At 57.5% G+C, this 12,914-nt stretch carries 13 protein-coding genes and 1 pseudogene; 3 read left to right on the forward strand and 11 right to left on the reverse strand.

Annotated features, from left to right (window positions below; all coding sequences use genetic code 11):
• Positions 1 to 58: 58 nt before the first annotated feature.
• The 7 genes and pseudogenes from repC to BQ8482_RS26670 form a co-directional block, all read right to left on the reverse strand.
• Positions 59 to 1,264: a plasmid replication protein RepC gene (repC, locus tag BQ8482_RS26645; protein WP_123150442.1), complete on the reverse strand. Its 1,206-nt coding sequence runs from the start codon at positions 1,262 to 1,264 to the stop codon at positions 59 to 61.
• Positions 1,265 to 1,419: 155 nt separating this feature from the next.
• On the reverse strand, positions 1,420 to 2,436 hold the full coding sequence (repB, locus tag BQ8482_RS26650) for a plasmid partitioning protein RepB (RefSeq protein ID WP_123150328.1): 1,017 nt from the start codon (positions 2,434 to 2,436) through the stop codon (positions 1,420 to 1,422).
• Positions 2,436 to 3,629 (reverse strand): plasmid partitioning protein RepA, encoded by a 1,194-nt coding sequence (gene repA, locus BQ8482_RS26655; protein WP_123150329.1) that lies wholly within the window; start codon positions 3,627 to 3,629, stop codon positions 2,436 to 2,438. The genes repB and repA overlap by 1 nt, the downstream gene beginning before the upstream one ends.
• Before the next feature lie 316 nt (positions 3,630 to 3,945).
• Positions 3,946 to 4,630: pseudogene (locus tag BQ8482_RS26660) on the reverse strand (ArdC family protein); the annotation flags it as partial.
• A 277-nt stretch (positions 4,631 to 4,907) separates the two neighbouring features.
• Positions 4,908 to 5,090: a hypothetical protein gene (locus tag BQ8482_RS37820; RefSeq protein ID WP_133254833.1), complete on the reverse strand. Its 183-nt coding sequence runs from the start codon at positions 5,088 to 5,090 to the stop codon at positions 4,908 to 4,910.
• A 366-nt stretch (positions 5,091 to 5,456) separates the two neighbouring features.
• On the reverse strand, positions 5,457 to 5,786 hold the full coding sequence (locus tag BQ8482_RS26665; protein ID WP_123150330.1) for a single-stranded DNA-binding protein: 330 nt from the start codon (positions 5,784 to 5,786) through the stop codon (positions 5,457 to 5,459).
• 85 nt (positions 5,787 to 5,871) lie between these two features.
• Positions 5,872 to 6,378: a hypothetical protein gene (locus BQ8482_RS26670; RefSeq protein WP_123150331.1), complete on the reverse strand. Its 507-nt coding sequence runs from the start codon at positions 6,376 to 6,378 to the stop codon at positions 5,872 to 5,874.
• A gap of 87 nt (positions 6,379 to 6,465) precedes the next feature.
• Between BQ8482_RS26670 and BQ8482_RS26675 the strand changes: the two genes are divergently transcribed.
• On the forward strand, positions 6,466 to 6,996 hold the full coding sequence (locus BQ8482_RS26675; RefSeq protein WP_123150332.1) for a helix-turn-helix domain-containing protein: 531 nt from the start codon (positions 6,466 to 6,468) through the stop codon (positions 6,994 to 6,996).
• A 103-nt stretch (positions 6,997 to 7,099) separates the two neighbouring features.
• On the opposite strand, the gene BQ8482_RS26680 is transcribed toward BQ8482_RS26675, so the two are convergent.
• Together BQ8482_RS26680 and BQ8482_RS40160 are read right to left on the reverse strand one after the other, a co-directional pair.
• Positions 7,100 to 8,089 carry a hypothetical protein gene (locus BQ8482_RS26680; protein ID WP_133254835.1) on the reverse strand — a complete coding sequence of 330 codons (990 nt, stop codon included), beginning with the start codon at positions 8,087 to 8,089 and terminating at the stop codon, positions 7,100 to 7,102.
• Between the two features lie 146 nt (positions 8,090 to 8,235).
• Positions 8,236 to 8,361, reverse strand: a complete 126-nt coding sequence (locus BQ8482_RS40160) for a hypothetical protein (protein ID WP_280178877.1) — start codon at positions 8,359 to 8,361, stop codon at positions 8,236 to 8,238.
• A gap of 279 nt (positions 8,362 to 8,640) precedes the next feature.
• Between BQ8482_RS40160 and BQ8482_RS26685 the strand changes: the two genes are divergently transcribed.
• Both BQ8482_RS26685 and BQ8482_RS26690 read left to right on the forward strand, forming a co-directional pair.
• Positions 8,641 to 8,844 carry a hypothetical protein gene (locus BQ8482_RS26685; protein ID WP_123150334.1) on the forward strand — a complete coding sequence of 68 codons (204 nt, stop codon included), beginning with the start codon at positions 8,641 to 8,643 and terminating at the stop codon, positions 8,842 to 8,844.
• Positions 8,841 to 9,323 carry a hypothetical protein gene (locus BQ8482_RS26690; RefSeq protein WP_023801640.1) on the forward strand — a complete coding sequence of 161 codons (483 nt, stop codon included), beginning with the start codon at positions 8,841 to 8,843 and terminating at the stop codon, positions 9,321 to 9,323. The genes BQ8482_RS26685 and BQ8482_RS26690 overlap by 4 nt, the downstream gene beginning before the upstream one ends.
• A gap of 922 nt (positions 9,324 to 10,245) precedes the next feature.
• Here the strand turns inward: BQ8482_RS26690 and BQ8482_RS26700 are convergent.
• Both BQ8482_RS26700 and BQ8482_RS26705 read right to left on the reverse strand, forming a co-directional pair.
• Complete coding sequence (locus BQ8482_RS26700) at positions 10,246 to 11,253, reverse strand: RcgR family putative quorum lactone hydrolase (RefSeq protein ID WP_123150336.1); 1,008 nt, start codon at positions 11,251 to 11,253, stop codon at positions 10,246 to 10,248.
• Positions 11,243 to 12,856, reverse strand: a complete 1,614-nt coding sequence (locus tag BQ8482_RS26705) for an RcgA family putative transporter (RefSeq protein ID WP_123150337.1) — start codon at positions 12,854 to 12,856, stop codon at positions 11,243 to 11,245. The genes BQ8482_RS26700 and BQ8482_RS26705 overlap by 11 nt, the downstream gene beginning before the upstream one ends.
• Between the last annotated feature and the right edge of the window lie 58 nt (positions 12,857 to 12,914).

A 12,914-nucleotide genomic window follows, 5' to 3' on the forward strand; every position in this document is an offset into this window, starting at 1 on the left:
TAGCCTCACATGATGCTCCATACAAGCCCCGCATCAGCGCGAACCGATCCGCCAACGGTCAGCCTGTCATCTTTGCTGTCGCGCCGTTCGCTCGTAATGCCGCCATCAGCATCGGCCCGACGGAAAACTCCCCTGCCCTCGCCTTCTCGGTCAGCACGCGCAGATAGCCACCAGCTGACTCGATGTGCTGTGCACGCTGCAGAATGCAGGCAATCACCACCGCGGCGATCTCCTGACCCATGACATGGCAGGCATCCTCATACGCCGACGGCGAGACACCCAGATATCCCCGCAGCTGGGCGGCGGTTATCATGAAATCGCGCCAGTTGCCGATGCCGTCGACGGCGTAGTCCGCAATTTCGGGGCAGGCCTTCAGCACCAGCCCCAGTGGATAGGTTTTCGGGGCCTCTGCGGTCCTCGTCCTTGGCTCGGCCGCCGACCCGCTTTTTTCCAAAGCCGGTTCAAATTCAAAAATAGAATCGGTATTTGAATCAGATTGCTGCCGCTCGTTTTGGGACTCATTGGCGCTCGGATTCGTAGATTCCATATGGATTTCCAGCAGCTTATCCACGTCGTCACGCAACGCGGCCAGATCGGCCACGATAGGTTCGAGCTCGGCAATGCGGGCTCGGCGCGGAATTGTCTCCACAATGGCGCGGAAACGCCTCCACAGGCTTCCCCAGTCGCCCGGCACGTCTTCCTCAACGGCCGCCTCGACCAACTTCTGGATATCCCGGCGGTGCAGCGTAATGCGTTCCCTCATTAGCCTGAGCGCCCGGTTGTCGGCGCGAACACGCTCGGCCGCCGCCTCGAACTCTTGAGCACGGGCCAGCAGCGGCGCCAGCGAGAAACCAAATGCTTCCTCGATCTCCCCACCCCTGCCCTTCCGTGCATAACGCTTGCCGTTCGGGCTGTCCCGACGGATGACCAGACCGCAATCCACGAGCTCCGCCAGGTTCCTCCGCAAGGTGGAATCGGGCATGCCGTGCGCCCTGAGGGACAGCTGTGCGTTCGAGGGAAACACGATGAGGCCATTTTCATCACTCAACTCACTGTCAGGATAGAATGACAGCAAGGCATTCAGGACGGCCAGGGCGCGATCGCCGATGCCGACGATGCTCTTGCCCTCGCAGAGGTTCCGGTAGATCTGCCATTTGTCGACGACCCTGCCCTTGGGGATCTCCCGTGACTCGTTTTGCGCTGCCAGCATGGCAAGCGACATCGGCCGCCGCCCAAAGGGCGTCGTTGCAATACCCGTCTCCATTTCTTCCTTCGCCTTCAATTAGGCAAAAGAAATCCATCCGCCGAATCGACGCTTAAAACTCTTGACACTGATTCGTGGAAATGAGATTCTCGGCTTGCTACAGATCGAGAAGGGCTTCCACGGTTCGCCGTCGGGGGCCTTTTTCTTTTGCGGTTTCAGTTCTCCTGCTTCGACTGCCAATCGGCATAGAGGCCATCTAGCCGTTCGGTAATGTATGCGGCAAAGAGCGGCCCGTTGACCGCGCCAATAGCGATTGTGGCGGTTTTTCCGTTGGTTTTCAGAGAGACGCGAATCGATTTGTCAGCGGGGGCCCAGGATTTGAGAGCACCGTTGCTTTTGGGCGTCTTCTCAGGTTTGGTTGTCAGGGCATCGACCACTGCTTGAAAGCGTTGATCGCTCGAGAGCGCCTTAGTTTCTGGTTCCGATAGCAATGCCAGCACGTTATTGACGTTTGCCTTCGGCAGCAGCTCGGCGAGTTCCATCCACCGCCTACGGCCGATTTCAGGCGCAGCGCCTATGGCTTCGATCAATTCGATTGGCACCTGCCGCACAACAGAGACCATTTTAGACAGAGCAGCCTTATCGATCCCAAGGGCCGCCATGATGGTCTCTCGGGAGAACGAGCGATCTTCCAGGCGAACTGCAAACAATGCTCTCTCTATGTATGAAAGATTAGTCCGGGCGTTGTTCTCCTGCCCCTGACTGACGACGAGCTGCTCGTCGGAAAGTTCCCGAACCACCGCGCGGACGTTGATACCTAATACCTTGACGGCCGCCAGTCTCCGATGGCCATAGGCGACCTGATACCGTCCCCGAGCGTCTGGATGAGGGCGCACAAGGATCGGCACCTGTTGTCCGTGGTCCTTGATTTGCTCGCTAAGCTGGGCAAGCTTGACTACATCGATGCCAATTCGATCGCTGACGAAAGAGGAGTCAACGAGGGCTGGATCGATCTCAATGATCGTTTGCCCTTCGGCTAGCTGCTTTTCGATATCCTGAGCGCGTTCGAACTTCTGCGTAATGTTGCCGAGGGTCTTGGTGATCCCCCCAATGGGAGTGTTGCGCATAGCAGGAGGGACGAAGCCCGCGATCGGTCTCGCAGCCGTCATCGGCGATGAAGTTTCAGTGGCTGGGTTATCAACCGAAACCTCAATGAGATTCTTGCGGGCCATTATTTCCTCCCCCAGGTCGCCTTCAGCAGGCCTTCGATTTCCGAATTGACCTGATTCAAGGACTCCATAGCGCGGTCGTACGTTCCCCTCGTGAATTGCGACCGCTCGACTTCATAGAGGGTCTGCTTTGTCACGCCTGCGTCGGAGATCGCCGTCGATTTGAGCATGGGGTTGTGAAGCATCCGATTCCCAAAGATGGCGCGCATGAATCCAGTCATCTGGCTTTGCGGGCCGTCATTCGGCTCGAAACGTGTCACGAGATAGCGCATCCAGTCGTAGCTGGTGCGTCCCCCTGCCCTTTCCACGACAGCCATTAACTCGCTGGTCATCGCCAGAAATTGACTCATCGACATCACATCGAGCATTTGTGGGTGAACGGTAATGAGAACCGACGTCGCGGCACAAAGCGCCGACATCGTCAAAAAGCCCAGTTGCGGGGGGCAGTCGATAATGACCACATCATACAGACTTTCAATATCGGTCAGGACTTCGCCGATCCGGGCAAAGAACATCGATTCTGCGGATCCAGCCATGATCGCTTTTGGGGTCTCATGCTCGAATTCCATCAATTCGAGGTTCCCCGGCACAATGTGCAAATTCGGCGTGTATGTCGCTCGGACGATCTCCGAGAGCGGTCGCGGTTCGTCGTATCGTATAGCGCCAAAGAGCGTCTCGCCCTCGCCAACATCGAGTTCGGGCTGATGGCCGAACAAAGCCGATAGCGACGCTTGTGGATCGAGATCAATCGCAAGCACCTTATAACCCCGAAGTGCCAGATACTGGGCAAGGTGCGCGGACGTGGTTGTTTTTGCGGAACCACCTTTGAAATTCATGACCGCAATCACCTGAAGTTTCTCTCCAGGACGGCGGTTCGGGACATATTTTGGGGACCCGTTCTTTTCGTCGAGAGTCTGCCGAATCCGCCCCATGTCGTCCGGCGTGTACATGCGCCGACCGTTAGCCAGCGGCTCTGGCCCGTAGCCTTCGGATGCGACTTGCCTGAGATATCCTTCTCCGATGCCGATGTAATAGGAGGCCTCGGCCGGGCTGAAATTGCGAATCGCCTTCTGAGAATTCGGAGGAAATATCTTCTGCTGGTGCAACTGCAACTGACGTGACAGTTCGAGCGAATCTGCCGACAACATAGACGGCAGGTGCTCCTGTTCACCGCTTTGAATTGAAGTCTGTAACATCCTTGACCCTCGAACTGCGCAATTAACGCTAAGATGCGATAAACAGCGCAGTTACAATAAGACCCGATTCGTTACGAATTTACAAACGCTTAACCCTGATGCCGTTTCGGACTCAGTTGTCCGCGGACAACTAATTGGGAATGGAGAAGAACTTCCCAGGCCGAGCAGTGGTTGTCCGCGGACAACCAAATGGCAAGTCACGTGAAACGATGAAGGATCGATTGCGTGACAGTGCCGAAGTCCCCGGCCGCCGTCCCGATAGCCGCTTCTCCTTACGCGGCGTGCTCTCCGGCGGCTGGCTGCAGGGCCGTGACAACTCGGCAGCGGCCTGCGCCTTCGCAGCGGCCGCGATGATGGCTCTCTTGTCATTCTTAAGGACGGGGAGCCAGCTCGCCAGATAGGCGGGTGTGTTGTCGCGCGGCATGCGCCCCGCCTAGGTGGGCATGCAGAAACGATGCGAGATCCGCAAAGGCTCCTCGACGGCAAAGCCTTCACTGCCGAACCTGCCCGACAATTCGCGGCTCCAGGCGATGCCTTGCGCCGGACCAATGCGAAACCTCGTGTAGCAAAGTTGAGTAAAGGTGCACCTCCCTGTCGTAGCGCCCGCGGTCAGGCATGAGGATGTCGTCGACGCTGGGCCGGTAGCAAGCTTTGGTGCCACCGTAGCTGACGCTTGCACCGGCGTTCTGGACAAAACTTTCGACGGTCTCAATGTATGGAACCGAATTGCCCGGCAGATCCTCAGCCGGGGTGAAGGACCGATCCGGCATGTTCTCGATCTGCTCAATATTGAGGACGGTGTAGCCCTCCAGATAAAGAATCGCGCGGTCTTCCTTGTCTTCGTTATCCTTCGGCGTGAACGTGCCGCACTTGACGACAAGGGTGCCTTTTTCGCCCTTGCGGACCTGGACGCCGAAGTCCTGGGCCTGCCGGTAAGTCATCCAAGTGTTTTCCTCGTAGCCGAATGTCTGGCCTGCGACCCACAGCATGATGACGCTCATGCACCCCGAAGGGGCCGCAACGGAGAGAAGGACCGCGACAGCGGTTGCATGGGGGAGGGGCTATCGTAGCTTGTCCGTCAAATCACCCCGACGGATGGAGGCGGCCGGGCCGCATCGATCACGCCTGGCCGGTCAACTACGGTTGTTGAGAACCTTGCCGCCTGCGGACGCTGTCACCGTTCGCGGTCATCGCTATCGCGCTCACGCGCTCGCTCCGCCGCGGTATCCGTAGTTCGGCAGGCGGCGTGTCTTGTCGGCTCGCTTCAGCCCGTTCGGCCTACCCTTCGATGACCCCCGGCTCACGGCCAAGGCGGGAAAAGTTGGATTCCGCGATAAAGGTAACCTCCGCCTCGTCATCGGGCAGCCGTTCGGGGAGGTCAGCGCGATCCACGGCGACGATCCGCTCGTTGGTGACACGGTCTTCGTCCCCGAGCATCGGGCCGGGACTTCTGACGTTCAAAGGAATTGTCCGCTGCCGGGAGACCCTCACTCGCTAGCAATGCACACACCACTGATGAGAGCTGCTTGTAAGCAGGGCTGCCTGCGCCCCCGCTCAGAAGGGCAGGGATGGTGTCCAAGCCAAAAGTCAAGGCGATGAAGAAGCACACGATGCCAGTGGTCGCGACCGTGATCACATCCAGTAAGTCGTCTACCAATCATCTTGTTGTCGGATGGTCTGCCAGGGCGCCACTCGGCCGAAGGGGAGGGGGGCACGAACCCAGCTGCGATAGCGGTGCCCTGCCGGATTGCGCCGCCGCGACGACTAGGCCGCTGCAGACGTTGCCGGAGGGCAAAGCGAAAACGTGCAGAATCGTCGGACGTTCTGTCAATCGCTCGTATTGGCATTGGCAACTTGGAAGGCGTTGAACGTCGTTGCGACCAGATCGGTCGTGTAGACCGTCTCGCCGTCCTTTTCGTAGGATGAGTTGCTGATGCGGCCTTCGGCTATGACCGGCTGGCCTTTGGAAACGTTGTCTTTGATCCAGGCGGCCTGATCATCGAACACGGTGACGGTGACCCAGTCCGTCCTGGTTTCCTTTTTCCCGGCGTCGTTGGTCCAGTGGCGGTCGGCCGCGATGCTGACCTTGACCGCCTTATTGAAGCTGGTGACGCTGCCGACGTTCCCGGCAACGGTGAAACGGTTGATGCTGCGCATATTGGGATCCCTTCTGTAATTAGGTGGCTCGATTTCCGTTCGCACGTCAATTAGAGTGTCATAATAGAATCGACGGAAGCAGCAGTCAGATGTTGAGATTGAACCAGGCCCGGTGTCTAAAACCCTTGGCGTCAGTGTACTCAACGTACCAAGGCTTTGACCGCACCGGCCGCGGCATGCTGATGGTCTTCTGGCAACTGTCGCCGTCACGCCGGTTGGTGACTGGCTTGAAGATTGGCCTGCCGTTGCGATGGTTGAAGCACAGATTCTCGCGCTTCTCGCACATGTTTGGTTTCGAGCGGTTGCAGTTGTGCCCGACGTCGCTGTAGCCGACGGTCCAACCTTCGGGGCAGTCGGCATAGACGTCTTTCCGCGCCGCGGAGGAACTCGCGGCGGGACACGTCGGCCACGAGAAACCAGGACGCTTCATGGCGGCGAGGAGCCGGTACATTGGCGGGTGGCAGCTTGGGGTGGCTTGCCAGTTCCCGGAAACGCACAGCAGTACCTGACAGCCCCATTCGGATGCCGGCGCGCTGCTGGCGTAGAGGGAGCCAGCCGCAATGGCGGCGGCATAGAGCAGAGATTTGGTCAAAAGGAGCTCCTTTCACGGGTGTCGCAGTTTATACTTTAACTTATTTCTTGCGGCCACGAAAGGAGGTTTGTATGGGGTTGGACGGCGGTGGAAAAATACGATCCGAGAAACGTTTTGGACAACCCAGAGCGCGATGCGATGCAGGCGCAAATAGCGGCAAAACTCGAAGAAGAACGACAGCGGCGGAATCTGGCGAATCGAGATTTCGTGGCGCTGATCAAGAACTTTGCCAGCGAAAAGGAGTTCTCCTACCGCACCTACTATTTGACGATGCGCCAGGAGCAGAACCTGACACTCGCGACGGTCGCGTTATTTGCACGGGCCCTTGAAATCAGCGTCGCTGAATTGCTGCTGCCGCCGGCAATCCTGGAGCCATCCATGAAGCGACTCGACGTCCAGCAGATCAAGGACAATATCGCGCGCGCGATAAATGGCTTCCGCAGCCGCAAGGACATGATGAAGAAGGATGTTGCCGACCTGATCGGCATCTCGGTCGTCACGTATTACAAGATCGAGCAAGGGCAGCAGAACCTGACGCTGGCGATAATCGGCATGATCGCCAAAGGGCTTGGCGTGCCGACGGCCGCTCTGCTCCTCGGCCGCGTCCCCAAGCGCTGATTTTTGCCTTGCCGGGCGCAAGCGGCTCCGGCAGGCTTGTTCAAAAGCCCCCTTTGCGACGGTTCGATTGGGCGCGGACTGGTTGGGTTATGCGTCCCAGCCGTCAGCCGGACGGTGGTTTGCGTCTAGCAAACCGCTGAAAGCGGCCCGAAGGGCCACCCGTCCGGCTGTAGGAAGGCTGTCCGCCTTTCTGTTCATTGCCGTAGGTTCCTGAGGACGCCGCTTTTTTGAACCCTGTCGGACAAAATTTAAGGCCGAGGTTCGGCCGAAATTTTTTGAGCCATGCGAGCCAGCGCCGGCACTGAATTTTTATCAGGTTTGGCAGATGCCTGGCGCGCCATTGTGGGCGCTCTGTGATGTCGAGCAGGCCAAGATGGCGTGCCCGGCGCAGCGCGTTGCGGACGGTGGTGGCGCCGACGCCGGCGCGGTCGCCGATCTCTTTGACGCTCGATCCGCAAGAGCCGTGCTGGCGGCTGTCCGAGGCAACAATATAAAGCACGGCCCGTTCACCCTCCGTGAAGCGATCCCGCACATTTGGGGGTAGGGCAGCCATATCGCCCAAGCGTCGTTTCCTCGCCCATCGGACGGGGCAGCGCGACCCGCTCGCCGCTTGGTGGCGCGACTGCTCGGATTTGGGGCGCTTCGAAAAGTAGGTCCGCGCCGGCGGCAATCGGGTTTCGCGCGCCACTTGCAGCAGGGAGCGCCGCGAATGGGCGGCCTCGCTGAGCTCTTGCGCCTCCTGGTCCCTCAAGGCGCCCTCGGCTAGCCCTCGCCAGACCAGCGCAAGATAGTGGTCGATCTGCTTGACCGTCGTGATGTCGGCAAGCCACTCGGCCATTTCGGTGTGTATGGTCACCACGTCTTTCCCTTGCTTGCGGCAAAGAAAATCCGTGGCGCGAAAGCGCATTTTCCTGTTGCGACTGTCAGGGGAAGAAGCTAGATTTTGCCATCTTGTTTTGGTGGCAATTCGACGGAATTGGCGTTCCGTTCTAGCTACGACCTCTTGGAAATCCGGCCTTCGCGCCGGGTTTTCTTTTTGCCTATCAGTTCTCCTACGATTCGATGATTTGCCACGGTAAGCGGCACGACGCATAAATTAAAGTAAAAACATGATTGCCGACAACCTCGGAATACGCGGTGCCGCCGAGGCGGTTCGGCTTTGCGCCGTCGGCGCATCCGTTCCCGGCCGATCGCCTTCGCTGCACAGGGGAGGGCGGCTTTCCCCGCCCCTGTCGTTAACTATTCGTCGCTGTCGTCAGTGTTTTCATTCGCTTCGGAGCGAGGATGGACGCGGGTGAATATCGGCGCGATAACATCGGTCGTGTAGACCGTCTTGCCGTCCTTTTCGTTGGGCGAGTTTGCCAACCCGGCCTTCCACGTAAAAGCTGTCGCCAACGTTCACGTTGTTCTTGATCCAGTCGGCGCGTGCCGCTCAGGATCGTGACTGTAAGGCGAAAACCGGTAGGGGGACCACTCACCCGAAGGGCCGATTCTCGCATGCGGATCCGCAGCCGGTCCTGCACGGAGTCCGCGAAGCCGCGGAGGAAGAATGGGGGGATGCCGGTTTTCGCCTTTTTGGGGAGAGGGGGCAGAGCCCGCCTTTCCCCTCTAGCGACAAAGGAGTTGATACTTTAACATCGCTGCATGAGCGACGCCCAACAGATCGCGAACATGTATTTTGAGGAACTGCGCGAACGCGCAGAGCGCGAGGGGATTGACGCTGCGTTGCATGTGGCAGCGATGACGCTGGCGTTCTATCAGAACAGCGCCAGCACTGGATTTCATCGGCGACAAGGGCCGTTGCTGGTCACGCCGACGACTGAGGTAAACGGGCCGGAAGAACCATGAACAATGACAGCGTGTCACTCTTTCGAATGCGTGCGATCGCCCCCGCAGCGATCATCACTCTGCTGGTGCCCGGATTCACGTTTGCGCAGGCAGGCAATCCGATGTGGCAGTCAGGGTATAATTGGACGTGCGAAGCGACGGCCCGCACGATCTGTGAGCGAGACGGGACTTGCAAAATCGGCGATGCAGGAGGTGTGAAGTTCGAGATCGAATATGAAAACAGCCGTGCGCTGTTTCCCGACGGGACGGTGAAGATCAAGCGACACTACCGGCAGACGGTCAATGACAGTCCCCTGCAGGCGGAGGTGAAAGTCGAGCTGGCGGACAACCGCGTCCTGTGGTTGACGGCGGTCGATGCGAGCCGCACTTACTCGCAAGCCTGGACGGGAGCCATTGTCGAACCGAAAGGAGGGGTCGTGCTTTCGATCACGCAAGGCGTTTTTTGCCTTCCAGAATCTGCGGGAATGCCAAAGGGATGACACCGGACAGTTTGACCCGAAGGCAGCGTCGGGAACTCCGATGGTGGGCCGCTGAACTTGGCAAGGATCAGCAAGGCAGCGTGCCTTGCGTATCGTGTCACGGCGTCGGGCTGCAGGCGCTCGAAAACGATCGCGACGCCGCCGAATTCAAGAACGGTGTGGGATACGCAGCTGAGCCTTGCCGCCGTTGCGCCGGCATGCGATTTTTTCGCCGCTAGGGGAACTGTTCCCGTCCAATCGATACCAGCCAATCGCCGCGTGCGGACCGGCAAAAAAACAGCCAAATTGTTCACCTCTGCGACGTTGTCGCTCCCCACAGCATCCCCGGATTCACATGAGGGAAGGCGGGCAAGACTGCGCCGGTCCTCGTCGGGGCATTGCTGAGCTAGGCGGGGATTTGCAAAACGTAGCGCATCATGTGATGCCGGGAAAACACAGTTCCCCGCGGCCGGCCCAGCCATCGTTCAAAAAAGCAGCAGCGAAAAGCTTGTCACAAACCTCAATTAAAGTACGACAATCAACGGTAGCAGGGGCGACATCATGTCGGAATCCGCGGCCGCACATGGCGGCTTCGTCGGATTTCGGCAGCGAGGTGCCGATGCAGATTTTTCAGGTCCCGGCGATCGAGGACCAGCCCCTTTTTGCGACATGCTTCAACGCCGCCTCAAGAGATTTTGCCAAACAGACTTTGATACTGGTGGCCGGGACGCTTGAGCGCGGAGGAAATTCCGCGGTGCCCGGCGGATGCTTACGGTGGTCCTAGGAATGCCAGCATCCTGTACTCCCAACCCAGCCGTTCCGCCATACGCACAAACGCCGCTGCCCCGAGAAACAGGCGGGTGCGCGCGGCCAGCCCATACAGATAATCGTTTACACAGGTCAGGATCGCCGGGCCGACTTGTCAGCAGACGACAGAAACCGCTCAACGGCCGCGCCTTAGTAACCGCTTCAAGCTCAAACCGGCCAACAAAATGTAAGGCGGCGTGGCGAGCGAATAGTGGCCACAGTTTAATTCCAAAATATTTGGCCTAGCCCCGGCGTCCTTCAGCCTCTGCATGAACCTCTCCGATAGCTCTGGCAACACCACTTTGTCTCTCTTAGCCAACACAACATGGAGATCGAGATCAGGCCGTGCCAAACTATGCGCGTAATTCTCCAAGTTAAGTGGACCCCAGGCCCTTCTGAGATCGGTCAGCTCAATCTCAGGCTCAAGGCTATCGCGTATCGATCGTGTCGCGCGGCCCGTCCAAACCATATCCGCTAGACTCCCCGCCGTCAGAAACAACGAGGCTTTTGACACAGCCAAGTCGTGTGCCGCGACTATGGCCGCAACCCAGGAACCTAAGCTCATTCCGAGAACCGAAATCTCTCGATAGCCTTCGCTTTTCAACCACCGTATGAGTTTTCGCCCATCCAACACTGCCTGCCTTACAGATTGGATCGTTCGACCGAGATTAGGGCTAAGCATATAGTCGGCGTGCACGGAGCCGGGACGGCTGCGTTCGAAGTGATAAGGCATAGCAATCTCGACAACCGTGATGCCACGCTGCGAGAAAAAGTTGGCAATCTGACGATTCCGGGCGCTTGCATTCCAGTGGTGAAAAATCACCATCGCCTGATCGAACGACCCGCTTTCTGTGACTTTCGCCGAGACGACATTGTTTTGTTCGATATCAGTAGAAATGTCCGATGGAAATTTGACCCACCCATCTAGCTTTTCAAAACCCTGATCACTCACACTCGGCTCATCGAAAAAGGCTGGATCAGCCACGGCTTGGTCCGCAAGGGCACAGAATTCCTCGATACTTGTTATCTTCTTCGCACCTGGAAAGGCGCGTTCCGCGTCAAGGACGAAATCCGTTAGTTTCTTCCCTTCCTCTCCGCGAAGGGCCCGGCGTTCGTCCCAACGATCGAGCCAACTATGAAACACTCTGATTGTTTCCTAACTCGCTCGCTCGCCAGCGGCCTAATCCTGGATCGAACAGGCCGTATAGTGCGACTAGCACTGAAATGGCCAGAAGGGTCGAAAAGCCGGCAAACGCGTCGATCAACAAGTAGCTGACAACAAGTAACGCCACGACCGCCGACATCTTCCACAAAGGCGCATGAAATCGACCTCCGACACCTAATCGGATGGAGCCATACAGAAATACAAAACAGGTCGAAATAACGATAAGAAGGCTGCTGTAATGCGTCGGCATACGATAGCGGAACCCGGTGCTCACATCATCGCGACCTTGGAACATCGAAGACATATCGCCGACCAACCACGCCATAATATTCTCACCACTGGACGCCAGATAAGAGCTTTGGACCTTCATCCATATGGCGACCAGAACCCCCAAAACAGTACACCGAAAAACCCCACGCATCACTGTGAGGCCGGCTTCATTGAGCTCTTGCTGATGATCAACATGCGGCAGCTTCTTCAATCCGTCTCCAATTCTCCAAAGATCATGAACAACCGTATAGAGCAAAATGAGACCTGCGAAGAAAAGATAAAACACCAGGCACATGTATAGGTAAGCGAGCCCCGTAAAACCGACTGTTTCGGGGACAGATATGACCTCAGGACGCACAAGAGCTATTTTTCCCCAATCCATGGCATAGTTGCCACCGCCCTTCATCAACGGGATCAAGGACACGCCGATCCATTGAAAAAGACCGGCGAACAGCAAGCAAATCAAAAAAACCGACCAATATGTGTACGAGGAAGCGTCAACGTTGCGCAACCAGGCGTCGTCGCTTTCCACCTGATCGCCCTGCACTGCGAGCTTTCTGCGCCCCTCACTTTTCCAGAAGACCAGCAACTCTGTAACGAAGAAGAAAAACAGCGGTAAGAACACCATAAAGTCGAGTGTCCAATTTGCGGCCCAAAGGAATCCAACCTGCTTAACGAGCCCGTCCGCTCGCTCGTAGGTGACGTTGTGGATACCAATGATGTAGGACAAAAAGCCGAGGGCGGTCATGCCGGCAAACACCGACGCCGGTAAATTCAGGGGAGATCCGTGACTAAAAAACGCCTCCGATTTCCTCGCCAAACTAAAACGTCGCCTCGGCCCCTTGGCGTCAGTATCCCGTGTCAACTCTGCCGGGGAGTCTGTCTCGTCATCGAAGGTCGCAGTCAGTGCCGTATCTGGAATCTCCTGTGCAACGCTGCTTCCGGCTCTCTTCCATTCTCGTCTCTTGGCCGATAACCGTGATTGCGCCGCACTAAGCTCCACCTGCCATTCGCTAGTTGCGACCGGATCATCGCATCCAAAAATCCTCGCCAGCCAACGAATGTTGGCAGTGCTAATTCCCTTCTCGTTCTCTTGAAACCAAAGCTGCACCGTTCGCAGATCGACCCCAACCCGGTTGGAATCAATCTGTGAAATCGCCTCTGCAAGAAGCTCGGGCGTCCATGGGCCTGCAGGAAACCCGTCTTTGCCCAACGGCCGACCCGCACCCGCCGCCGCCAATCGTTTGAACAATTCTTTGAAATCACTCCCGTCTCTCGGCGGAGGGAGAAATAACTTTCCGTTCCTAAACAATGACTTATAGGCTCTTGTTTCGTTCCGTTTCGCTAGGCTTCGTATCCTATCGTGCCTT

Origin of the sequence: Mesorhizobium delmotii (assembly GCF_900149755.1) — a bacterium.
GTDB classification, from domain to species: domain Bacteria; phylum Pseudomonadota; class Alphaproteobacteria; order Rhizobiales; family Rhizobiaceae; genus Mesorhizobium; species Mesorhizobium delmotii.